The organism is Rhodococcus sp. NPDC059234, assembly GCF_042754225.1.
Classification (GTDB): domain Bacteria; phylum Actinomycetota; class Actinomycetes; order Mycobacteriales; family Mycobacteriaceae; genus Rhodococcus_G.
In genome coordinates this window covers 1-21,983 of record NZ_JBHZAH010000021.1, presented here as the reverse complement: position 1 = coordinate 21,983, position 21,983 = coordinate 1, and the positions used below count along the sequence as shown (strand labels likewise).

Here is a 21,983-nt window from a genome sequence, read left to right as displayed (position 1 = left end):
CTACCAGAGAGATCAGACCTCTGATCTCTCTGTGGCTCACCTCGTCGCGCGCAGTGGCACCACCTCGCTGGTCGCACGGCGGTCCTGATCTTCGGTGCGGTGATGCTGATCATTCGGCTGTTCCGGACCGACCGTCGGAGCGGCAGGTGTCCATCCGCCCATGCGATCCGGCGTCGCCGGAAAGAAGTTCGGCAGGCGTGTCGATCCGCGACCTTCCCCGTTCGACCTGTGGATGAGAGGGTTCCAGAGAGAGGACCCGGACAACCAGGGAGACGACAGTAATGAAGTACATGCTGGTCATGCGCGCCACCGACGAGGCCTACGCGGGGATGATGAACACCGACTTCGACGAGATGCTCGAGACCATCGGAAAGTACAACGACGAGATGATCCGGGCCGGGGTGCTGCTCGCCGCGGAGGGACTCGACGACGCCGCCGGGGGCGTGGTCGTCGACCATTCCTCCGAGCAGCCGGTGGTCACCGACGGCCCGTACGGCGAGACCAAGGAGCTGTTCGGGGGGTTCTACCTCCTCAACGTGGCGTCGAAGGAGGAGGCCGTCGAGTGGGCGAAGCGGTCGCCGGTCACCGGCCCCGGGTTCAAGACCGAGATCCGTCGGGTCACCACGATCGACGAGTTCCCGCAAGACAACGAGTGGATCAAGAAGGAGCGGGCGTGGCGCGAAGCCACCGGCCAGCTCTGATCTGATCGACGGGCGATGGCGGATCCCACCGGCCGAGAGGCCGTCGCCGCGGTCTGGCGGATCGAGTCCGCGCGGATCGTCGGTGCCCTCGCGCGGTACACCGGCGAGTTCGCGCTGGCCGAGGACCTTGCTCAGGAGGCGTTGGCCGAGGCGCTCGTGACCTGGCCCCGTGAGGGCGTGCCCCGCAACCCCGCGGGGTGGCTGCTGACCGTCGGCCGGCGCCGCGCGATCGATGCGTTCCGCCGGCGCTCCGCACTCGACGAGCGGTACACCGCCCTCGCCCACGACCTGGGCGAGGGCGGCGCCGTGACGGGGAGCGCACCTGTCGATCCGGCGCGGGACGCCGGGGACGTGCTGTGGGATCCGGACCGGATCGACGACGACGTGCTCGCGCTGATGTTCATCTCCTGCCACCCCGTGCTGTCGCGGGAGGCGAGGGTCGCACTCACCCTGCGGGTGGTCGGCGGTCTGACCAGCGACGAGATCGCCAGCGGGTTCCTCGTTCCCACCGCGACCGTGCAGGCCCGGATCACCCGGGCGAAGAAGACCCTCGGCGCGGCCCGCGTGCCGTTCGAGGTGCCGTCGGCGCCGGAGCGGAAGGAGCGGCTCGGCTCGGTGCTCAGCGTTGTCTACCTGATCTTCACCGAGGGCTCCTCCGCCAGCTCCGGCGACGACCTGATCCGGCTCGACCTCGCGAGCGAGGCGCAGCGCCTCGCGCGGGTGCTGGCCCGGCTGGTGCCGGACGAGCCCGAGGTGCACGGCCTGCTGGCGCTGCTCGAGCTGACCTCCGCGCGCTTCCCGGCGCGCACCGGGCCGGACGGCGAGCCGGTGCTGCTCGAGCACCAGGACCGCCGCCGCTGGGACGTCGCCGCGATCGGGCGGGGACGAGCCGCACTGGCGCGCGCGGAGCACGTCGGCCGGGGCCTGGGCGCCTACGGACTGCAGGCGGTCATCGCCGAATGTCATGCCCTCGCACCGTCGGTCGCCGAGACCAACTGGGAACGCGTCGTGCTCGTCTACGAGGCGCTCGGCCGGCTCGCGCCGTCACCGGTGGTGGACCTCAATCGCGCGGTGGCGGTCTCCATGGCGCAGGGACCGGCTGCGGCGTTGCCGATCGTCGACGGTCTGATCGCTTCCGGAGCGCTGTCGCACTCGCACCTGCTGCCGAGTGTTCGCGGTGAGTTGCTCACCCGACTGGGCCGCGCCGAGGAGGCTCGCGCCGAACTGGAGAGCGCAGTTCGCTTGTGCCGCAACGAGCGTGAGCGAGGGGTGTTGCAGCGAAAGATCGCCGATCTGCCCGCGCCAGGCTCCTGAACTCTTGACCGAATCCAGAAAGATGAGTCATTGTATTCGTGTGCCCTCGACGAGGGAATATGCCGAGCAGATGCGCACGGCTGAGCTGCGCGCGACCCGGACTCGGGTCGCGGCGCTGGAGGCTGCGCACGACGTGCTGACGGCGCTGAATCCCGAAGGTCTGGTCCGGCGTTCCGTCCGAGTGAGCCCCGACCGCTCGACAGCACCGGTCTCGCGACCACATCCGCGGTCGCGCTCCGTCACATCCACACCCGGAAGGAATGGCCGACGTGTCCAACAGTGAAAGTGAAAGCCCGGCAATTGGCTGCCCGGTTCCTCATGCACATCGACCGATGACCAACCAGGACTGGTGGCCGAATCAGCTGAACCTGCAGGTTCTCCATCAACACTCGCCCCTGTCCGATCCCATGGGCGAGGACTTCGACTACGCGGCGGAGTTCCGGACGCTCGACGTGGACGCGCTGAAACGCGACGTCATCGAGCTGATGACGACGTCGCAGGACTGGTGGCCGGCCGACTTCGGTCACTACGGGCCGCTGTTCATCCGGATGAGCTGGCATTCGGCGGGGACGTACCGCATCGCCGACGGCCGTGGTGGTGGTGGCGAGGGCGCCCAGCGTTTCGCCCCCGTCAACAGCTGGCCCGACAACGCGAGCCTCGACAAGGCACGCCGGCTGCTCTGGCCGGTCAAGCAGAAGTACGGCCGGAAGATCTCCTGGGCGGATCTGCTGATCTTCGCCGGCAACTGCGCCTACGAATCGATGGGGTTCGAGACGTTCGGCTTCGGTTTCGGCCGCGAGGACATCTGGGAGCCCGACGAGGTGTTCTGGGGGCCGGAGGACACCTGGCTCGGCGACGAGCGCTACAGCGGCGACCGGGAACTCACCGGCCCGTTCGGCGCCGTGCAGATGGGCCTGATCTACGTGAATCCGGAAGGGCCCAACGGAAACCCGGACCCGCTCGCCGCGGCCGTCGACATCCGTGAGACCTTCCGCCGGATGGCGATGAACGACGTCGAGACCGCCGCGCTGATCGTGGGCGGCCACACCGTCGGCAAGACCCACGGCGCGGGACCTGCCGACCTGGTCGGGCCCGAGCCCGAGGCCGCGCCGATCGAGCAGCAGGGCCTCGGCTGGAAGAGCTCCTTCGGCACCGGCGTCGGTGGGGACGCGATCACCAGCGGCCTCGAGGGCACCTGGACGCCCACCCCGACCAGGTGGGACAACAGCTTCCTCGAGACGCTGTACGGCTACGAGTGGGAGAAGACCAAGAGCCCGGCCGGGGCGTGGCAGTACATCCCGAGGGACGGCGCCGGGGCGGGCACCGTCGGTGACGCCCACGATCCGTCGAAGTCCCACAGTCCGGTGATGCTGACGACGGACCTCTCGCTGCGGTTCGACCCGGTGTACGGGCCCATCACCCGTCGTTGGCTGGACCACCCGGAGGAGCTCGCGGAGGAGTTCGCCAAGGCCTGGTACAAGCTGCTGCACCGCGACATGGGGCCGGTCTCGCGCTACCTCGGGCCGTGGGTTGCGGAGCCGCAGCTGTGGCAGGACCCGGTCCCGGCGGTCGACCACGCCCTGGTCGGGGCGGGCGACGTCGCGGCGCTCAAGTCCGCGGTCCTGGCGTCGGGGCTGCCGATCTCCCGGTTGGTCGGGGCCGCCTGGTCCGCGGCTGCATCCTTCCGTGGCACCGACAAGCGTGGTGGTGCCAACGGGGCGCGAATTCGGCTCGAGCCGCAGAAGGACTGGGAGTCGAACGAGCCGGACGGGCTGGCGGAGGTGCTGTCGACCCTCGGGCGGATTCAGCGCGAGTTCAACGAGGTGCGCTCCGACGACACGCGGATCTCGCTGGCCGACCTGATCGTGCTCGCCGGATGTGCGGCGGTCGAGCAGGCAGCGCGCGATGGCGGCTACGACGTCACTGTGCCGTTCACGCCGGGTCGCACCGACGCCTCGCAGGAGCAGACCGACGTGGAGGCGTTCGCCGTCCTCGAACCCCGGGCCGACGGGTTCCGCAACTACCTGCGAGACGGGGAGAAGCTGCCCGCGGAGCGGCTACTGCTGGACAAGGCGAACCTGTTGACCCTGACCGCTCCGGAGATGACGGTTCTCGTCGGTGGCATGCGGGCCCTGAACGCCAATGTCGGTCAGTCCGGGCACGGGGTTCTCACCGACCGACCCGGGACCCTGACGAACGACTTCTTCGTGAACCTGCTCGACATGGGCACACAATGGAAGCCGTCCGAGGCGTCCGAGAACGTGTACGAGGGCCGCGATCGCGCCACGGACGGGGTCAAGTGGACCGCCACCGCCGTCGACCTCGTCTTCGGCTCGAACTCGCAGTTGCGCGCACTCGTCGAGGTCTACGGCAGCGACGACGGTGCGCAGAAGTTCGTGCAGGACTTCGTGTCTGCGTGGGACAAGGTGATGAACCTCGACCGCTTCGACCTCGCCTGACGACCCGGTGGCCGGTGCCCGAAGGACTGACCGCCCGAACCCTGGCGGTCAGTCCACGGCCGGTGCTCCTCGGGATCGGTGGGTGGTCACCGCGACCGCGACCCCCGCGGCGACGCCGAGGAGGGTGCCGATCACGCGGTCGCGAATCAGCGTCATCGGCTCGGTCGGGTAGGCGAGTTCGGTCATCAACATGATCAGCGGTGTGAAGAAGCCGATGGCGAGTCCGTAATTGCGGGTCATGAACAGCTCTGTCGGAAAGAGCAGGGCGATCACGAACACCGCCAGCACGGTCGCCGACAGGTCGGGCAGGAGCAGCGCGGCGGTGGCGGCGAGGCCGGCAAGTGTGCCCAGCACGCGATGGATCCCGCGGTACACGCGGCTGCGCGCGTCCGTGGCGGCCAACGGCACCGCGGCGCCGGCCAGTGCCCAGTTGAGGTGGCCGATCCCGAGCAGCAAACCGATCACACCTGCGATCGAGAGGGCCAGCGCGTAGCGCGCCGCCTGGATGAGCACCTCCGACGTGTCCGGTTGCCCGTCCGCACGGACCGGTCGGGCGGCCGTGCCGCGACCGAGTGCCCGGCCGCGAATCGAACGGGACTGGCCCACAACGATGCTGAGCAGTGCGGTGCCGGCGTAGATCGCCAACGCAGCCCACGGCGCGACGTGCCCGGCAGGGCCGACGGCGATGGCGCCGAGGGCGAAGATTCCGAAGAAGGGGCCCGCCGGACGGAGTCCGCACCGGTCCGTCACCACCGATCCAACCGCGGCGAAGCCGACCTCGGTGACCACCAGCATCCACGGTCGAGCCTGGATGCCGGACAGGAGAACACCGATGGCCACACCGGTCAGCAGCACCCCGCTCGCCTGCAGTTGATGTCTGAGGCGTTCGCGGTGACACTCGGACCGCCCGTACATCCCGGTGAACGACCCGAAGACGGCGTAGACGATGAGGTCGGGACGGCCGGCAATCACCAGCGCCAGCCCGGGAACGACCAGTCCGATCGCAACCCTGCTCGCGTGCAGGTGCTCGTTCGTGTCCGCGGGGGTCTCCGGTATCGGAGACGGCGCGCACCGGATGTCGGACATCGTCACCCCTCGTCGAGAGCGGACCCGTGGCCGCCGAATTCGTCGCCGTCCGTCGCGTGCGGAAGGCGATTTCAGTCTCACGGCACGATGCCGAGGGTGTCCAAGACGGGATTCCGACCGGTCGATAGGCCGGACCGATCGAGGATGCCGAGGTCAGTCGGTGGCAGGCACCGACGACCCGGCGAGCGCGCCGTCGGCACCGGCGCCCCGCGCGGACCGGATCAGTGCGCGGGTGAGCACCGAGCCGGGCTCGACCGCATCGGTCACGAGCGCGATCCGCGCGGCGACGGCCGGGCCGTCCAATCGCAGCACACTCGCGCCGGGAGGCGGCCGCAGGCTGCGGAGCCAGGTCTGCGGCACGATACTCGCCCAGCGTCCGGTCTCGATGTGAGCGAGAAGCGTTGCGATGGAATCGGTTTCCAGCTGTGGTGTCGCCTCGAGGCCGTGCGTGGCCAGCGCATCGTCGATGAGTTGGCGCCCGCGCATACCCTTGTTCAGCAGGCACATCGGCAGTTCCAGCGCGTCGGGCCAGTCGATGCTGCCCGATCGGCCCGCGAGTAGGTCCCGGCCCGCGACGAGCACGTGCCGCTCCTCGTACAGCGGTGTGACGAGCAGGCCGGCGGTGTCCTGCCCGTCCGGGTAGACGATCCCGGCGTCGAGTTCGAATCGGCGGACGCGTTCGACGATGTCCGCCGAACGCAGACTCGTCTCGAGCTGTACCCGGACCAGCGGGTGCTCGGCGCAGAACGCATCGGTGATCACGGCGACAGTGGTCGAGGCGGCCGGGATCACCCCGAGCCGGAGCTCACCGGTCAGGCCCGTCTGCAGCGCCGCGACCTCGTGCTCGAGTGCATCGCGGTCGGCCAGGATGCGCCGCGCCCACAACACGAGCCGCTCGCCCTCCGGGGTGAGGCCTTCGAAGGCACGTCCGCGCCGGACCAGCGGAACCTTCAACTCCTGTTCGAGCTTGCGGATCGCCTCGGACAGCGCCGGTTGAGACACGTAGCAGGCGGCTGCGGCGCGAGCGAAGTGCCGCTCCCGAGCGAGCGCCACGAAGTACTCGAGTTGGCGGAACAGCATGGTCTATTCGACCACGCCAACTACGGTGGGCAGCGTGACGTCGAAGCGATCGTGGCCACGCCGCGTCCTCCGGGTTGCTGGTCAGGTCTTCGTCGGTGTGGTCGTCCTGGTCGTCGTCGCCGTTGCAGTCTCGGCCGGCGTCCACCGGTGGCACACTCCCCGCGACAAGGCGGCCGTCGAGCAGGCGATCGGTTCCCACCACCGCTACGTCGACGTGGACGGGCGCCGGATGAGTGTCGCCGTCCAAGGTTCGGGACCCCGCACCATCGTCCTGCTGCCCGGCCTGGGCACACCGGAACCGATCCTCGACCTCGATCCGCTGGCTCGGCGCCTCGCGGAGGAGAACACGGTCGTCACCGTCGAGTACTTCGGGCTGGGTCTGAGCGACGGCACCGATGCCCCACGCACCAGTGCGGCGATAGTCGACGAGACCCGGGCCGCGCTTCGGGGCCTGGGACTGAACGGCCCCTACGTCCTGATGCCCCATTCGATTTCGGGTCTCTATGCGACGTGGTGGGCCACGCACCGGCCGGACGAGGTGGCCGCCGTGGTCGGCCTGGACGACGAGCGCTACACCGCCCGCGCGGCCCAGGACTCCCCGGACTGGCCGGGCTGGATGTCGGCCGTGACCGCGGTCGGCGGCATACGGGACCTGATCGCCCTGGACGAGCGGACCGACTACCTGGGCCTGGTGGACGACTACAGGCAGAGCCTCGGCGACGCCGACGAGTACAGCCGCGAGCAGCAGGACCTGTATCTGCGGTCGTACGCATGGGTCTTGAACGCCACCATGCTCGACGAGGCCGCCAGCGAAGCGGACAACGTGCGGGCGGTCGAAGGGGCGGTGTTCCCAGCGACCATGCCGGTCATGTCGATACTGGCGTCCACCTCGCTCGAGGCGGAGCCGGAGTGGGAGGCCTCGCACCGTGCGGCGATCAGCAATCCGTCGATCCAACAGGTCGTGATCCTCGACGGTCACCACTACCTGTTCCACGCGCACGCCGCGGCGATTGCCGAGCTGGCGGGCCGCTTCCTCGACGACCACGTCACGGCGTCCTGACGTCGATCGGGGTGTTCACGGTCCGATGGGATCTGGCGCCGACGGGGATACGATTGTTGGACTTGCTTCTGTGTGGACCACGGGAAGAAGAATGACGGCCTCTCGGTGACGGGAATTCGCGCCACCGGAGTGGACGCCCCGGGTTCGGCGAAAGGAATTCCAATGTTCACCCGCAAGGCTTTTGGTCGAATCGCCGCGCTGACCGCGGTGGTCGGCGCGGCGATCCTGGCGGTACCGGCGGCCGCGTCGGCAGCCCCCGTCGCCTTCGTGCCGTTCTCGATATCGAGTTGCGCGCCCGGCGAGTGGCTCACGTTCACCGCCGAGCGGGTGGCACCCGACCGAATCAGCTACACGACCACTGCGCCCCTGTCCAAGTGGAACGGCGCCGTTGTCCAATGGACGAACCTCACCACCGGGTTCCGGGGCTTCGCGTTCGTCAACGCACCGCCGGCGAGTGTCGGCTCGGGCCCGGTCGTGAGCATGTTGGCCGGCCTGCTGCCCTGCTCGGTGTCCTCGGCAGTGGTGATTTCCTGATCGGGTGCCGCGCCCGTGCCGACTATCCGCCGGCGAACTTCTCGGCGGTGCCGAGGTCCACGGGCAGTGCGATTCCGGTGATGCCGCGCCCGGTGTCGCCGACCAGGTACAGCACGGCGTCGGCGATCGCCTCGGCCTCGACCCAGGGCTGGGGGAGCAGGTTGAGCTTCTGCATGATCTCGGCGGTGTCGTCGAGTACCGGATTCTCGAGGTCGGGGCGGAACCCGCGCACCATGGCCTCGTTGTCGATCATGGTCGTCCGGACATTGCCGGGATGAACCGAGTTCACCCGAATGTTCGCCCATGCCAATTCGTTTGCCAGAGACTTCGCCATACCTCGGACCGCGTGCTTGGCGGTGGAGTAGTGCACGATGCCCGGGACGCCGCGCAGTCCCGCCATGGAACTGATCAGCACGACGGAGCCACCGCGGTTACCCGCCATCATGTGCGGGATGGCGACCTTGGTGGTCTGCCAGACGCCCGTGACGTTGATGTCCATCATCTCGCGGAACTCGTCGGGGGTGAGGTCCCAGGACAGTTTCGGCGATGCGGCGATACCGGCGTTGGCCACGACTATGTCGAGGCGACCGAAGCGTTCGACGCCGGCGTCCACGGCCTTCTGCAGCGAATCGAGGTCGCGGGTGTCGGCCACCGTCGCCACGATGCTCCGGCCCTCGGCCTCCACCAGTGCCACCGTCTCGGCGAGGTCGGCCTCCGTCGCCATGTCGTATCCCGCGGTCGTCACGGGCGCGCAGCGGTCGACCGCGATGATGTCGGCCCCCTCCGAGGCCATCTTCACCGCGTGCGCGCGTCCCTGACCGCGCGCGGCGCCGGTGATGAACGCGACCTGGCCGGTGAGCTTGTCCATCGTTCTCCTCAACTCGTTGAAACTGAAACACGTTCATCATCTATCGCCGGCGGCGTCCGGGGGGTCGTTTCGCGGTACAGACGCCGTTGCTCCCGGGGCTAACATGGCAAGGAGGTCTGCCGGGCGGGAACCGTTCGGCGGCGCGACACCGAACACGTCGCTGGGGCGGTGATGTCGGCCATGTGCGACACCCGAGCGGAACGCGTGCCGGGCCCGCGCACCGGGAGGCGTCGTTCTGGCGTGGCGCGCGCCGCCCGCATCGGAATGGTCGCGGCATGCGCTGCGCTCCTCGTCGGGGGATGCTCCCGCGCGGCCGGTCCGACGACCACCGACGCGTCGAGTGGTTCACCGTCCGCCGCGGCGACCGTGAGCGGCGCCGTACCGGCGGGAACGGCGCTGAACCGGATCGATCCGGCCGCGTTCCAGGCCGCCGTGAACGCCGCGGCCGCGGAGATGCTCGTCCCGGGAGCGGTGGTCCGGCTCCGCACCCCGCAGGGAGACTTCGAGGCGGTGGTCGGCACCACCGACCTGGGCACGCACACACCGCCGGACGTGCACACGCATTTCCGCATGGCCTCGAACACCAAGACCATGACCTCTGCGCTGATCCTGCTCCTGGCCCAGGACGGCAAGGTCCGGCTCGGTGATCCGGTGTCCGACTACGTCCCGGATGTGCCGGGCGGCGAGAGCATCACCATCGAACAGCTGTTGTCAATGCGCAGCGGGCTGTACAACTACACCAGCGCACCCGAATTGGCGGTCACTCTGGACGCCGAACCGGCGAAGGTGTGGACCCCCCGGGAGGTGTTGGATCTCGCGTTCGCGCACCCGCCGGACTTCCCGCCCGGCACCTCCTACGAGTACAACAACACCAACTACGCATTGCTGGGCCTGATCGCCGAGAAGGTCGGCGGGCGCTCCCTGGCCGCGCAATTCCAGGATCGGCTGCTCGGGCCGCTCGGACTGCGGCAGACCTCGCTTCCGGCCGCCGAGGACGCCACCATCCCGGATCGCTACTCGCACGGCTACATGTACGGCGGGTCGTCCTACGCCCTCGTCGACGAGCCGTACCCCGCCGAGATACAGGTCGCGGCACGGGCCGGGACGCTCCAACCCCGGGACTACACCAATCAGAACCCCTCCTACGCCACCGCCGCCGGTGGCGCTATTTCCACGGCGGACGACCTGGCCGGGTGGATCCGAGCGCTGGTGTCGGGCAAGGTGTTCGATCCGGATTTCCAGCAGCAGTGGCTGCACAGCCTGCGGCCCGAGGATCCTAACGCGCCAGACGGGCAGCAATACGGGTACGGGATCAGCTATCAGCGCTTCGGGCCGAACGCTGCGATGTACTACCACGGCGGCGAACTGCCGGGCTTCAACTCGTTCATCGGGTACGACCCCGACAACGACGTGACGCTCGTGATCTGGACGAGTCTGACCCTGTCGCCCGAAGGCCAGACCACGGCGAACGCTTTGCTGCCAACGGTTCTCGACGAGATCTACGCGGGGTTGTCGCTGGTGCCCGCACCGACCCCTGTCCCCACCAGCTAGTGGGTCTCGACCGTCTGGGCGAAGTGGATTGTCTCCCGGATTGGCGGGATGGCCTCGGTTGTCATGCGCGACCACCCCGCCGGTGGCGCCGGGAGTGTCTAGCTACCGAACAGTGAGCCCCCGGGGCTGGAGCTTCCACCGCTCGAACCCCCGCCCGACGTGGACTGCAGGAAGGCGGGGTTCTCGATGTCTTGTGGTTTGCAGCTGGTGGGCGCGTTCACCGGGTTGCACCGGGCGGGGGTTCCGCCGGGAACCTGGACGGCGTAGCCGTTGTTCAGTCTCGGGTCCGGTTCCGGGTAGTCGGTACTGACGAACTGGGCGCCGGATGCGAATGCCGCGTCGCGGGCGGCCGTGTTTCCGGTGCGGGCCTCGATGGTGTTGATGTCGGAGCGGGTGCGGACCATGTAACCGGCTTCGACCAACTCGCGGATCCGGGCGGCGTTCGGGATCGACTCGTCGGCCAGGACCACGGCTGCATCCGGATTGCCCGGTTGTGAGGTGGGAAACATGACGCGGCCGGTCAGGCTGCCGTCCGGTCGGAGGTAGTCGACGCGGTGCCGGTCGCCGGCCAGGCAGTTGCAGTTCACAAACATGAACTTTCCGCGCGACTCGGCGAGGGTCGGCCAGTGCTTGTCGAGGACGGCCGCCTCCACGGTGGGGTAGCTGCCCTTGACGTCGTCCGGGGTGATGAGTTGGTCGTCGGTGAGGACGGACCGAATCTCGGCGTCCACGCGGTCGTAGTCGGCGGGCCCCCACTGCGCCATAGGAGGTTTCGGATCGGTCTGCAGGATGTCGATGTCCTTGAACTCGACGAAGACCATCAGCGGAACGTGGCCGGGGTTCTTGTCCGACCACTGCTCGAGTTCGCCGAGGCAGGAAGTGAATTTCACGCAGTTGGTCTGCTGGTCGACCTGGGGGATGTGGAAGACCTTGAGGCCGGGGTCAGCCCACGCGGGGTCCGCCATGTGAGTGGGGGCACCCACCTCGGCGAGCAGCGGGGCTTCCGCGAATCGGCCGCCCTGGGGGTCGGCGTTGACGTCGAGCTCGACATGGCGCACTCCCAGCCGGCTGAGTTGCTCGGTCAGAGGCTTGTGCCGGTAGTCGAGACCCGCCTTGATCTGCTCGACCGGATAGTGGGCGCCCAGTGACGGCGGAATTCCTTGCGGGATCAGTCCGGCGTGATAGCTGTTGTGCGTACCCATCGTCTGAATCTGGTTCAGGCGCAGCGTGTCGTCGAGGGGGTACGGCCCGCCGGCATTCGCCGCGGGGATCGCGGTGGATGCGATGACCGAGGACATGGCCGCGAGGACCGCGGCTCGCGCGGCCCAGCGCAGCCGCGACTGGTGCTTGGGGGTTCTCATGGATGGCTCTCCGTTTCCAATCGGGACGTATAACCGCAGGCCAGGGTCGGCCTGTATGGGCTTGGAGCGACTCTCGAGCGCAAATGCTAAGTCATTACTAAGCATTTGTGAATAGCGCATGGCGCTGTGCGGCGGGTGCAGGCGGGGCGAGCCGTTGGGCGGGCGCGGGCGAAGCCAATAAGCTCGGCTGCCAGTAGTCGCTCGCTCGGTCAAGGGAAGGGTCCGCAATGACGCCCGCACGGACGGACCCGCCGGACGGCACCACTCAGTCCCGGCGCAGACCTCGACCGCGCCGCCGGTACGCGCCGGGCGACGACACGCACGAGAGGATCCTGACGGCTGCCGTCGATCACTTTTCCCGCTTCGGCTACGCGAGCGCGTCCATCGCCCGGATCGCGGCCGACGCGGGCATCAGCGATGCGGCCGTGATCCATCACTTCGGGACCAAGCGGGAACTGTTCCTTACCGCCGTCGATGCGCGCGAGCAGGCCTTCGTGCCGGTCTTCTCGCAGTCCGGTTCGGCGCGGGATCTGTTCCGGCAGTTCGTCTCGTCGGTCCAGGCCAGCATGCAACACCCCGAGCTCGTGCGTTTCCGCGCCGTGCTCAGTGGGGAGGCGCTTCTCGAATCGAATCCCGCGAGCGAGCGACTGAGGAGCAACCTGGGCAGGATTCTCGAGGCCCTCGTTCCGGTTGTCGAGCGTGGCATCTCCAGTGGTGAGCTCAAGCCGGAAACCGATGCGCGGCAGGTGGTTCTCGAACTTCTGGCGCTCAACGAAGGGGTGCGATCGCAATGGGCGAGCCTGCCGGACGAGATCGATCTCCCTCGCGTCTTCGAGGCCGCGGCGGACGCTCTTCTGATGCGCATTTCCGCCGACGGGACCGGTCTCCGCTGACGCCGGTGAGTTCCCCGTCGCCTCCGAGTGCATCTCGGAGGCGGCTGCCTGTCCCGGGCAGGTGCTTGCGATCTGGCACGTCTGATCGCCCGCACAGTTCTTCCACGGCAGGGCATTCATGGGAAGAGGCGACAGGACACGGGCCGGGCAGGTCACTCCCGGGCTCAGGGGCGGTCACCCGACCGGGGCCGGCTTCCGTGCCGTCTCCGTCGGCCAGCGCGGGTGCTCGGCGTCGATGACGAACGGGTGGGTGTGCCGGTAGAGGCGAGCACCCACGCGGTCGGCGTCGGCCAGTGTGGCGGGGTCGATCGACCCGACCTCGTGCAGGTGTGTGATCTCGGCGGGGTCGTGGCGGGGCCACATCCGCACGGCCACAGCGATTCCGACGGTCGCGATTACGGCCAGTGTCACCCAGGTGGTGGTGAGGCCGGCGGCCGACAGCCACCCGGCGATCGGGTAGGTGAGCAGCCAGGCGAGGTGGGACAGCGAGAACTGGGCGGCGAAGAGCGCGGGCCGGTCGGCAGGTTGCGACGAGCGTCGCAGCACCTGCCCTGTCGGGGTGAGCACCGCCGCGGTACCCGCGCCGACCACGGCCCACACGGCGATCGCTGCGCCCCAGCGCCAGTCGCCGGAGTCGGCGAGGGACAGGGCGATGGCCGATCCGAGTCCGGTGATCAGGGTCGCGGCACCGGCCAGCATCACCGGCCGGGTGCCGAACCGGTCCAGGACCCGTGGCAGCGACAGCGCGACGAGCATCGTGCCGAAACCGTTCGCGGCCAACAGTATCGCCACTCCCGACTGGGTGCCGCCGAGCGTGTCGCGGACGTAGTTGACGGTGTTGACCATGATCACCGAGCCCGCGGCCGCGACCACCAGGTTCAGGCCGAGCAGTCCGCGTAGCCGCGGCGTGGCGGCGAAGATCCGCATGCCCACCGTGATCCGGTCCCGGAAGGTGCCCTCGGTGGTGGCGCGGGCGTCGGGAACGCGGGTGGCGATCACCAGGGCAGCCGAGACCACGAATCCGATTGCGGTGCCGACGAACAGCCGTTGGAAGCTGATCATGGTCAGTGCCACCGCGGCCAGCATCGGGCTCAGCAGGGTTTCCATCGTCGCGGCGAGCTGGGCGGCCGAGAGCGCCCGGGTGTACTCGCGTTCGTCCGACAGGATGTCGGGGATGATCGCCTGGTAGGTGGGGGTGTACGCAGCGGAAGCGGTCTGCAGGACCGCGATCAGCAGGTAGATCTGCCAGATCTGGCCGATGAACGGCAGCGCCAGCACGACGGCGGCCCGAATCACGTTGAGCACGAACAGGAAGAGCCGGCGGGGGAAGCGGTCGGCGTAGGCGGCCACGATCGGTGCGACCGTGACGTACACGATCATCTTGATCGTCAGCGCGGTGCCGAGCACCGCGGCGGCGGTGGCGCCGGCGAGCTCGTAGGCGAGCAGTCCCAGTGCGACTGTGGTCAAACCGGTGCCGAACAGTGACGACACCTGTGCGGTGAACAGCCGCAGATAGTCGGGGTGGGCGAAGAGCGAGGTGATCATCGGCTTTCGCATCGCGAATGCATCCTTCGGGGTATGCGGGGAGGGGTGGGTCACGGGTGCGGGGACAGCAGCAGTCGCACATGGGTTCTCCTTGGGTCGGGGCGGCGTCAGTGCCGGTGGTCGGTGGCGTCGAGGGTGAACGCGGCAGTGCGGACGGTGTCTCCGTGCTTGAAATCGAGGAAGAGCCGGTAGGTTCCGCGGCCGGGCACCGCGGTGTGGAAGGTGATGTCGGGGCCGGGCGCGGTGACGCCGTCGCCGGGTTCGCCGTTCGGGTGAACGTGGACGTAGGCCAGGTCGCCGGCCCGGAGGATCACCAGGTGGCCGAACGCGGCCAGGTAGGGCTGCAGGTCGGCGACGGGCCGGCCGTCCTTGCGCACGGTCAGGGTCAGGAGGTCGCCGCTGTCGGTGACGAGATCCCCGTCGAGGACTACCTCGTAGTCGTCGACGACCGCGGTGCGATTCTGGCCCGGCGTCGGCTGCGGGTCGTAGCTGCCGGCCACTGCGAGATCGGCGCCGAGGGTGATCGTGCGCCCGAGCTGCGTCGGCGCGATATCGGTGAACACGCGGTAGGTGCCGGCGGCGGGCAGGTTCAGCCGCACCGACCAGGTGCCGTCGGTCGCGAGTTCGGGGTGCACGTGCCAGAACCCGGTCAGTTCGCGCTGCACCACGATCAGGTGCAGGGCGCGGTCGTGGATCGGGGCGTAGTCGGTGACCGGCCGGCCGTCCGGGCCGAGGATGCGGAACCGGAAGTCGACGTCGCCCGGGCGGACGATGGTCTCGGCGAGATCCAGCGTGTAGCCGTCCTGGGTGATCTGGAGGCCTCCCGGAGCGCCGGCGCTGTGTGCGTGGTGGCCTGCCGGGGCGGTGTGGGCGTGGGCGGTGTGGGCATGCCCGCCGCGGCCGCCGTGGCCCGCGGCCGCGTGGTCCGTGTGCTGGTGGTCGGTGTGGGCCGCGTGGTCGGCGTGCGTGTGGTTGCTCATTGCGGTGCCTCTCGTCGTGTCGTCGGTCTGACACACCGAACATACATACCCCTAGGGGGTATGTGCAACCTCTTTGCGTATACGCCGTGGGTCACGCCGCCGGTGGCGTTCGAAGGATCGCCGCGCGCACCCGTCCGGCCCGTTCTAGGCTCTTGCCGTGACCGGCACGGAGAGCGCGACCGATGCGGAAGGGGGACAGGTCAGAGCGTCGACCCTGGAGCTCTTCTTCGACCTCGTCTTCGTCTTCACCATCACCCAGTTGACCCACGTCTTCACCCACCAGCCGAGCTGGCAGGCGGTGGGCCAGGTGGCCCTGCTCTTCGGGGTGATCTGGTGGATGTACAGCGGTTACGTCTGGCTCACCAACGAGGTCGCACCGAACAGTTCGGCGCGGCGAACCTTCCTGCTGATCGGCATGTTCGGATTCTTCGTGCTGGCGCTGGCCATCCCGGATGCCTTCCACGGCACCGGAATCGCGTTCGGGCTCGGCTACGTGCTGGTCAACGTGGTGCACACGGCGATGTTCTACGCCAACGGCGGCCCGTCGGCGACGCGGGCCATCACGCGGCTCGCGCCGCTCAACGCGCTGGCGGCCGCACTGGTGCTGGCTGGTGGATTCACCCACGGCTGGATCCAATACCTCTGCTGGGCGTTGGCATTCGCGGTTCAGGTGCTCAGTCCGTACCTGGTCGACACCGGCGATTTCGTGGTTCGGACCAGTCACTTCTGCGAGCGGCACGGCCTGGTGGTCATCGTCGCGGTCGGCGAGTCCGTCGTTTCGATCGGCGCGGGGCTGGCGGGGGAGAAGCTGACGGTCGGCCTGGTGACGAACGTGGCACTCGGGCTGGCGCTGGCATACGTGCTGTGGTGGGCGTACTTCGGCATCGACGACGAGCGGGGCGAACACGCGCTGTCCACCGTGCCGGATCGGCAGCGATCGACGGTCGCGGTCCTCGCCTACGGTTACGCCCTTTATCCGCTGCTGGTCGGCATCATCATCACCGCCGCCGGCATCAAGATGAGCATCGCGCACGGCAACGAGGCCGCCTCGGTAGCCGCGGCCGCCGCGCTCTCCGGCGGTGTCACCCTGTACTTCCTCGGCCAGTTCTTCTTCCGCGTCGCGCTGCGCCTACCGCGCGCGTGGTACCGCCTGGTTGCTGCGGCGGCCGTCGCCGCGACGATCCCTATCGGCGTCGCGTGGGTTGCCTGGGCGCAACTCGCGGCCCTCGTCGGCGTCGCCTACGTCGCCGTGATCGCCGACGACCTGATCACTCTGCGCACCGGCCAGCACAGCGCGTACGTGTAGCCGGGCGCCTCCGCCGAGCCGGGCCGGGTCGACCCGGCTGGCGCAGGTCGCTGCGCCAACCGGGACCGATCCGAGTCAGCGCCCGGGTACTACGGAGATCGTTCCCTTGCAGACGGCGTTCTGCGGATTGACGAACCACCACCCGCCGCCGGTCTGGACGGTGACGGTGAAGTCCACCGTTCCGGTGCCGGTCCAGGTGCGGTTGATCGGGATCCCGGGCTTCTGCTGCAGTGCGGCCTCGTCGCTGACGCTGTGGCCGGTGGCCCCCGTCGTCGTGTTGTGCCAGTCGACCAGCACCCGCGTGCCGTACCAGTTGATTCCGATGCTCGGCAGGAGGCCACCGGGCGGCGCGGGCAGTTCGTTTCCGCCGCTCAGCAAGATGGCGGGCTCGAGCCCGGATCCGCCGGGGCGGAGCGACTCGCCCGAGGCGGCATTGACGTTCCAGGTGAACGACGGTGCCCAGAAGAGCGGATTAGCGCTCGAGCACGTCATCGTCGTCGAGGTCGGCGGCGCCGGCTGAGCACTCGCGACGGCGCCTCCTCCAGTCGCCACCGCCGTCCCCAGTCCGACGGTGGCCAGTGCCGCAGCGCTCACACGGCGCAGCATCAGTTTGCTCATCATCACTCCCCTGTTATCCGATACCACGAGAATCGAGATGTTCGCTATATCTTCTTACTCGGCGATACTAAACAAACTGTTACAAATCGTGCGATCTGGACGGCGCACTCGCGCAGCGACTCTCGGCGATTCCCGCCGCGTCGGAGGCGCATCGAGTCCTTCTCGCGCTCGTCTTCGGTGCGACCGGCCTGGCGGGCACCGCACAGGGGGACGTGCCCGCCAGGCCTGGTGAGCTACGCGATCGCGGGGAGCCGGACGACCTGTCCTGCGTAGGCCAGTCCGGCGCCGAAGCCGAGCAGCAACGCGGTGTCGCCGGGCTTGGCGCCGCCGGATCGGATGAGCTGTTCCATCGCCATCGGGATCGAGGCCGCGCTGGTGTTGCCGGACTCGACGATGTCGCGGGCGACCGCGACGGTCTCCGGCAGTCCCAGCGTCCGGATCAGCGCGTCGGTGATGCGGCTGTTGGCCTGGTGCGGCACGAAGGCGTCCAGGTCGTCGGTCGTGACCCCGGCCTTCTCCAGGGCGTCGCGGCACGCCTTCTCGAGGAAGGTGACGGCCCACCGGAACACGGCCTGACCGTTCATCCGGATGTACGGCCGTTCCGTGCTGCCGCCGCTGGCCTCGGCGGCTGCGACCTCGGCGAAGTACTGTTTGAAGTCCTTGTCCTGCTTGATCGCTGCGGTCTGGCTTCCGTCGGAGCCCCACGCGACCGGGCCGATCCCCTCGGCGTCGGCGGGGCCCACCACGACCGCGCCCGCACCGTCGGCGAAGATGAACGCACAGGTCCGGTCGGTCGGATCGAGAAGGTCGGACAGTCGTTCCACGCCGATCACCAGGACGTGCCGAGCCTGCCCCGCGCGAACGAGACTCGCGGCGTTGCCGAGCGCATAACAGAAGCCCGCGCACCCGGCGGAGATGTCGTACGCGGCGGTGTCGTGCATGCCGAGTTCGGTGGCCACGATCGCGCCTGCCGACGGGCCCAGCACCATCTGAGACGAGGTGGCCAGCACGACCGCGTCGATCTGCTCGGCCGCGAGGCCCGCGGCGGTGAGCGCGTCGCGGGCGGCGGCGACGCTCATGGAGACGATGGTCTCGTCGGGGTCGGCCCAGTGGCGTGACGTGATGCCGGAACGGGTCCTGATCCATTCGTCGGTGGAGTCGATCTGGTCGACGATTTCGGCGTTGGGGACGACGCGGCGGGGTCGGTACGCCCCGAGGCCCAGCAGGGCAGCATGGGCGATGGGACTGGCGGTGGCGATTGGGGCGGGCACAGCATCCTCCTCATGTGGACCGATCAGTCCATATGGGGTAGATCTAACATGAACTGATCGGTCCACACAAGGTTTCGGAGGGGACTCGCATGACCACGGCACGCCCGCGCGCTCGACTCCTCGCGAGCACGATTGCCATCGTCCAGGAGCTCGGGGTGAACGCGGCAGGAGTGACTGAGCTGCTCAAACGCAGCAACGCGTCGCGGAACTCCCTGTACCAGCACTTCCCGTCCGGCAAGGGCCAGCTCGTCGAGACGGCCACCCGGATCGTGTCGAGATTGGTGTACTCACACCTGAACGCGATGTCCGAGAAGCTGGCGAACGAGCCGTCGGTGGAGCAGTGGTTGGACGAGCTGTTCGCATTCTGGCGTGAGCCGCTCGAGTCCAGCGAGTACCGGCTGGGCTCGTTCATGATGGCCGCCGCCCTGGACGAGCTCGATCCCGCGGTGCAGTCCGCCGCCGGCCAGGCGTTCACCGACTGGACCGCCCGGCTCGCCGACGGCATGGTCGCGGCGGGAATCGAGGAAGAGACCGCGCGCTCGATGGCGGGACTGCTGTTGTCGGTGATCGAGGGCGCCATCGTGCAGAGCCGCGCGCTCGAGTCGAGCCAGCCCTTCGTCGATGCGCGCATCCAGCTCGGGGTCCTGCTGGGTCATCACCTCTCGCACAGCTGACGACACACCCCGCCGGAATCGCGAACTCCGGCGGGGTGTGCGGTCTGCTGCTCCAGCAGTGTGTGCCTGAAATCGACTCAGGCTCAGGAATTTTCCCATGAAAAGCCGTCCGGGTCGGTGAACGATCCGGCGGCGCTGCCGAGGACGATCCGGTGCGACCCGCTTCCGTCCGGAGCGACACCGGCGTCCTTGGCCAGGGCGCGGCGTCCGTACAGGGCCAGCTTGACCTTCGCGGGCGCGGCCTCGAACTCGACGTACTTGCGGCCGAAGCTCTTCGCCACCGTCAGCCCACGATCGACGTAGAACTGCTTGGTCGCCTTGACGTCCTCGACGCCCAGCAACAGCACGAGGTCGTCGAACCGCCGGGTGGCGGGTCCGGTGTTCTTCTTCGACGACGACGCCACCTTCCAGATCGCACCGTCCGGGGCCTGCACGACGCCGCCGTACCCCCAGAAGCTCTTCTTGGCCGGCTTGATCGTGGTGGCGCCGCCGTCGAGGGCGGCCTCGATGAAGGCATCGACGTTGTTCGGCTGGGACACCACGAGCGAGAGGGTGTAGCCGCGGAAGCCGGTCGTCGGAGACTCGGCGGCACGCACCTGGACGTGGTCGCCGACGCCGAAGGCGGCGTAGAAGGCCCCGGCGGCCGCGGCATCGGGGACCTCGAGGGTGATGGACTCGACGGTGAGGGATTCGATGGTGGTCATGGTCAGTTCACCTCGTTGATGCGGATCAGGTTGCCTGCGGGATCGCGGACGGCGCAGTCGCGGATGCCGTACGGCTGTTCGATCGGTTCCTGGACGATCTCGGCGCCGCTGGATTCGAGCTGCGCGAAGGTCGCGTCGAGGTCCGGGGTGGCCAGGGTGAGGATCGCGTACGTCCCCTTCGCCATCATCTCGGCGATCGTGCGACGCTCGTCGTCGGTGATCCCGGGATCGGCGGCCGGCGGATGCAGCACCAGCGAGGTGCCGGGCTGGTCCGGGTGGCCGACGGTGATCCAGTACATCCCGTTGTAGCCGACCTCCTTGCGGACCTCGAACCCGAGAATGTCGCGGTAGAACGCCAGCGAGGCCTGGTGGTCGGTGTGCGGAAGAAAGGCTGAGTGAATGGTGATGTCCATGACGATCACGCTAGGCGCGGCGCGATGTCGACGCTTCTCGATTCCTGATCGGTCTGGCCGTGTCCCGGTCTGTTCCCGGAAAGCAGGCATGTATCCAGGTATTCCTCCCCTGTCGCGCGGCCGCGCCGGAGGGCACTGTGGCTTGCACGGCAAGGCGCTGAGGTGACGCTTTCGCAGTATGTGCGCCGTGTCGGAAAGACGAGTCCTGGCCGCATGGACAGGGCTGCTGACCAGGGCAGAAAGGTCCCGACAATGTCGAACCCCTGCGAGTACGAGCGACGTTGGCCAGAGTTGTGGGCACCATTGAGTGAATCGGATCGGTGGGTGCTGTCGCAGACGCTGGCAGACGACCCGTCCGAGGACGTGAGCCGCGACCAGGTCGCGGATCTGGCCGAGTACCTGGCCGGGAGCATTTCAGCCGACGAGTACGAACAGCGCGCGGAGTGGCGGATGGTGGACGCGGATCCTGTGCCGGCTGATCACGGCACACTCGTCCCTGCATATCTCGATGCCGCGGCCTGAGTAGCGGGCGCCGGTCAGCGCGGCGTCGAAGCGCCTCTCGCCGAGGGAGTTGCGGGCCTGAGCGAACTCGTCGTGGCCCCCCAGCGCGGAGTAGTCCTCGGAGTCGACGAACTGTCCGACCAGAACCGCGATCGTGGCGATCATCAACGAGATGTCGCGGCTACGCGGAAGGTGATGCTCGAGCGTCCGGCGGTACTTTTCGAGGACGCTCACGGGCTCGAGAATGCAAAGTTCCGGTCGACGCTTGGCCGAGTTCACCTCGTCACCAGCGCCTACCAGGCCCGACCGTCATCAGAGACCACTGCGCCGGCGGTACTCTTGATCTACTCGAGCGCCGTCCTCGATCCTCTACCTCCGGCACGTCCCGAAGCCATCGAATACAAGACCTGGAGTCGGCCAATGACTCTGCCCCCGAAGGCTGTTTCCCCTTTACGAGGACCGGCGACCTCATGGCGCGGAGCCCGCGTCGTCGACACAACCGCGGTCGCCGCCACCTCGGCGTTCGCAGGTGGCGCCCTGCTCACCCAGACCGTGATCGTCCCGTCGTGGCGTGCCATGGAACCGGCGGCGTTTCTGCGCCACTTCGCGGTCTACGGGCCGGTCACCGGAGCGACTGTGTTCCCCTTCGAGGTCGCCTCGATCCTCCTGCTGGCGGTCACCACGCGCTCCGCCGTCAGGAGCCACCGACCGGGGCGCCTCGCCTGGGCACTGGCGACATCCGGCATGGTCGGGACCCTGTTGCCCCTCCCGATCTATTTCGTGGGCGCGAACCTTGCCATGCTCGACCCCACTTTCCCGCCCGCGGCGGTGCAGGCAGAGTTGACCGCCTGGTATCGCTGGAACTGGGTACGTACGGGCCTGGGCCTCGCCTCGGCGGTGCTGGCCTGCGGCGCGCTCACTGCCGGTCGTAGGGAGAACGGCCCCACCCGGGGGTGAGGCCGGCGCGGACGTCGTCGCGAGTACGCGTTGAACCCGCCGTCGACGGCGTTCGTGACGTCCACCTCGAACGCCTCGGCGCGTCCGCCGTCGAGACGGATCTGCTC

Annotated in this window: 21 protein-coding genes; 10 read left to right on the top strand and 11 right to left on the bottom strand. The window is 68.6% G+C overall.

What is annotated here, in order from left to right; translation table 11 throughout:
• Window positions 1-281 precede the first annotated feature (281 nt).
• From ACFXGJ_RS07155 to katG, 3 genes are all read left to right on the top strand, one after another.
• Window positions 282-701, top strand: coding sequence for a YciI family protein (locus ACFXGJ_RS07155; protein ID WP_378617653.1), 420 nt, complete (start codon window positions 282-284; stop codon window positions 699-701).
• A 15-nt stretch (window positions 702-716) separates the two neighbouring features.
• Complete coding sequence (locus ACFXGJ_RS07150) at window positions 717-2,015, top strand: RNA polymerase sigma factor (RefSeq protein ID WP_378617652.1); 1,299 nt, start codon at window positions 717-719, stop codon at window positions 2,013-2,015.
• Between the two features lie 260 nt (window positions 2,016-2,275).
• On the top strand, window positions 2,276-4,474 hold the full coding sequence (gene katG / locus ACFXGJ_RS07145; RefSeq protein WP_378617651.1) for a catalase/peroxidase HPI: 2,199 nt from the start codon (window positions 2,276-2,278) through the stop codon (window positions 4,472-4,474).
• A 48-nt stretch (window positions 4,475-4,522) separates the two neighbouring features.
• On the opposite strand, the gene ACFXGJ_RS07140 is transcribed toward katG, so the two are convergent.
• Both ACFXGJ_RS07140 and ACFXGJ_RS07135 read right to left on the bottom strand, forming a co-directional pair.
• On the bottom strand, window positions 4,523-5,560 hold the full coding sequence (locus tag ACFXGJ_RS07140) for an FUSC family protein (protein WP_378617650.1): 1,038 nt from the start codon (window positions 5,558-5,560) through the stop codon (window positions 4,523-4,525).
• 153 nt (window positions 5,561-5,713) lie between these two features.
• Window positions 5,714-6,640, bottom strand: a complete 927-nt coding sequence (locus tag ACFXGJ_RS07135; protein ID WP_378617649.1) for a LysR family transcriptional regulator — start codon at window positions 6,638-6,640, stop codon at window positions 5,714-5,716.
• Window positions 6,641-6,674: 34 nt separating this feature from the next.
• Between ACFXGJ_RS07135 and ACFXGJ_RS07130 the strand changes: the two genes are divergently transcribed.
• Both ACFXGJ_RS07130 and ACFXGJ_RS07125 read left to right on the top strand, forming a co-directional pair.
• Complete coding sequence (locus ACFXGJ_RS07130) at window positions 6,675-7,700, top strand: alpha/beta fold hydrolase (RefSeq protein WP_378617648.1); 1,026 nt, start codon at window positions 6,675-6,677, stop codon at window positions 7,698-7,700.
• 162 nt (window positions 7,701-7,862) lie between these two features.
• Complete coding sequence (locus ACFXGJ_RS07125) at window positions 7,863-8,234, top strand: hypothetical protein (protein ID WP_378617647.1); 372 nt, start codon at window positions 7,863-7,865, stop codon at window positions 8,232-8,234.
• Window positions 8,235-8,256: 22 nt separating this feature from the next.
• On the opposite strand, the gene ACFXGJ_RS07120 is transcribed toward ACFXGJ_RS07125, so the two are convergent.
• The gene (locus tag ACFXGJ_RS07120; RefSeq protein ID WP_378617646.1) at window positions 8,257-9,102 is read right to left on the bottom strand and encodes a mycofactocin-coupled SDR family oxidoreductase; all 846 of its coding nucleotides are present in this window, start codon (window positions 9,100-9,102) and stop codon (window positions 8,257-8,259) included.
• A gap of 264 nt (window positions 9,103-9,366) precedes the next feature.
• Here ACFXGJ_RS07120 and ACFXGJ_RS07115 point away from each other — a divergent pair, with 264 nt between their 5' ends.
• On the top strand, window positions 9,367-10,653 hold the full coding sequence (locus ACFXGJ_RS07115; protein WP_378617689.1) for a serine hydrolase domain-containing protein: 1,287 nt from the start codon (window positions 9,367-9,369) through the stop codon (window positions 10,651-10,653).
• A 98-nt stretch (window positions 10,654-10,751) separates the two neighbouring features.
• Here the strand turns inward: ACFXGJ_RS07115 and ACFXGJ_RS07110 are convergent, their stop codons facing one another.
• A complete protein-coding gene (locus tag ACFXGJ_RS07110) occupies window positions 10,752-12,014 on the bottom strand; it encodes a Ca2+-dependent phosphoinositide-specific phospholipase C (protein ID WP_378617645.1) in 1,263 nt (420 codons plus the stop codon).
• A 227-nt stretch (window positions 12,015-12,241) separates the two neighbouring features.
• Here ACFXGJ_RS07110 and ACFXGJ_RS07105 point away from each other — a divergent pair, with 227 nt between their 5' ends.
• Complete coding sequence (locus ACFXGJ_RS07105) at window positions 12,242-12,907, top strand: TetR/AcrR family transcriptional regulator (RefSeq protein WP_378617644.1); 666 nt, start codon at window positions 12,242-12,244, stop codon at window positions 12,905-12,907.
• A 174-nt stretch (window positions 12,908-13,081) separates the two neighbouring features.
• Here the strand turns inward: ACFXGJ_RS07105 and ACFXGJ_RS07100 are convergent, their stop codons facing one another.
• A complete protein-coding gene (locus ACFXGJ_RS07100; RefSeq protein WP_378617688.1) occupies window positions 13,082-14,452 on the bottom strand; it encodes an MFS transporter in 1,371 nt (456 codons plus the stop codon).
• 107 nt (window positions 14,453-14,559) lie between these two features.
• Window positions 14,560-15,432 (bottom strand): hypothetical protein, encoded by an 873-nt coding sequence (locus ACFXGJ_RS07095; RefSeq protein ID WP_378617643.1) that lies wholly within the window; start codon window positions 15,430-15,432, stop codon window positions 14,560-14,562.
• A 157-nt stretch (window positions 15,433-15,589) separates the two neighbouring features.
• Here ACFXGJ_RS07095 and ACFXGJ_RS07090 point away from each other — a divergent pair, with 157 nt between their 5' ends.
• Window positions 15,590-16,738 carry a low temperature requirement protein A gene (locus ACFXGJ_RS07090; protein ID WP_378617642.1) on the top strand — a complete coding sequence of 383 codons (1,149 nt, stop codon included), beginning with the start codon at window positions 15,590-15,592 and terminating at the stop codon, window positions 16,736-16,738.
• Window positions 16,739-16,813: 75 nt separating this feature from the next.
• On the opposite strand, the gene ACFXGJ_RS07085 is transcribed toward ACFXGJ_RS07090, so the two are convergent.
• The gene (locus ACFXGJ_RS07085) at window positions 16,814-17,356 is read right to left on the bottom strand and encodes a hypothetical protein (protein ID WP_378617641.1); all 543 of its coding nucleotides are present in this window, start codon (window positions 17,354-17,356) and stop codon (window positions 16,814-16,816) included.
• A 233-nt stretch (window positions 17,357-17,589) separates the two neighbouring features.
• On the bottom strand, window positions 17,590-18,627 hold the full coding sequence (locus ACFXGJ_RS07080) for a beta-ketoacyl-ACP synthase III (RefSeq protein ID WP_378617640.1): 1,038 nt from the start codon (window positions 18,625-18,627) through the stop codon (window positions 17,590-17,592).
• Between the two features lie 89 nt (window positions 18,628-18,716).
• On the opposite strand from ACFXGJ_RS07080, the gene ACFXGJ_RS07075 reads away from it, so the two are divergent.
• Window positions 18,717-19,301 (top strand): TetR/AcrR family transcriptional regulator, encoded by a 585-nt coding sequence (locus ACFXGJ_RS07075; protein ID WP_378617639.1) that lies wholly within the window; start codon window positions 18,717-18,719, stop codon window positions 19,299-19,301.
• Window positions 19,302-19,384: 83 nt separating this feature from the next.
• Here ACFXGJ_RS07075 and ACFXGJ_RS07070 read toward each other — a convergent pair whose 3' ends face one another.
• The 3 genes from ACFXGJ_RS07070 to ACFXGJ_RS07060 all read right to left on the bottom strand — a co-directional run bounded on the left by ACFXGJ_RS07070 (window position 19,385) and on the right by ACFXGJ_RS07060 (window position 21,153).
• Window positions 19,385-20,005: a glyoxalase gene (locus ACFXGJ_RS07070; RefSeq protein ID WP_378617638.1), complete on the bottom strand. Its 621-nt coding sequence runs from the start codon at window positions 20,003-20,005 to the stop codon at window positions 19,385-19,387.
• Window positions 20,006-20,007: 2 nt separating this feature from the next.
• Window positions 20,008-20,418, bottom strand: coding sequence for a VOC family protein (locus tag ACFXGJ_RS07065; RefSeq protein ID WP_378617637.1), 411 nt, complete (start codon window positions 20,416-20,418; stop codon window positions 20,008-20,010).
• Between the two features lie 414 nt (window positions 20,419-20,832).
• A complete protein-coding gene (locus ACFXGJ_RS07060; RefSeq protein ID WP_378617636.1) occupies window positions 20,833-21,153 on the bottom strand; it encodes a hypothetical protein in 321 nt (106 codons plus the stop codon).
• A gap of 186 nt (window positions 21,154-21,339) precedes the next feature.
• Between ACFXGJ_RS07060 and ACFXGJ_RS07055 the strand changes: the two genes are divergently transcribed.
• Window positions 21,340-21,876, top strand: coding sequence for a hypothetical protein (locus ACFXGJ_RS07055; protein WP_378617635.1), 537 nt, complete (start codon window positions 21,340-21,342; stop codon window positions 21,874-21,876).
• Window positions 21,877-21,983 lie beyond the last annotated feature (107 nt).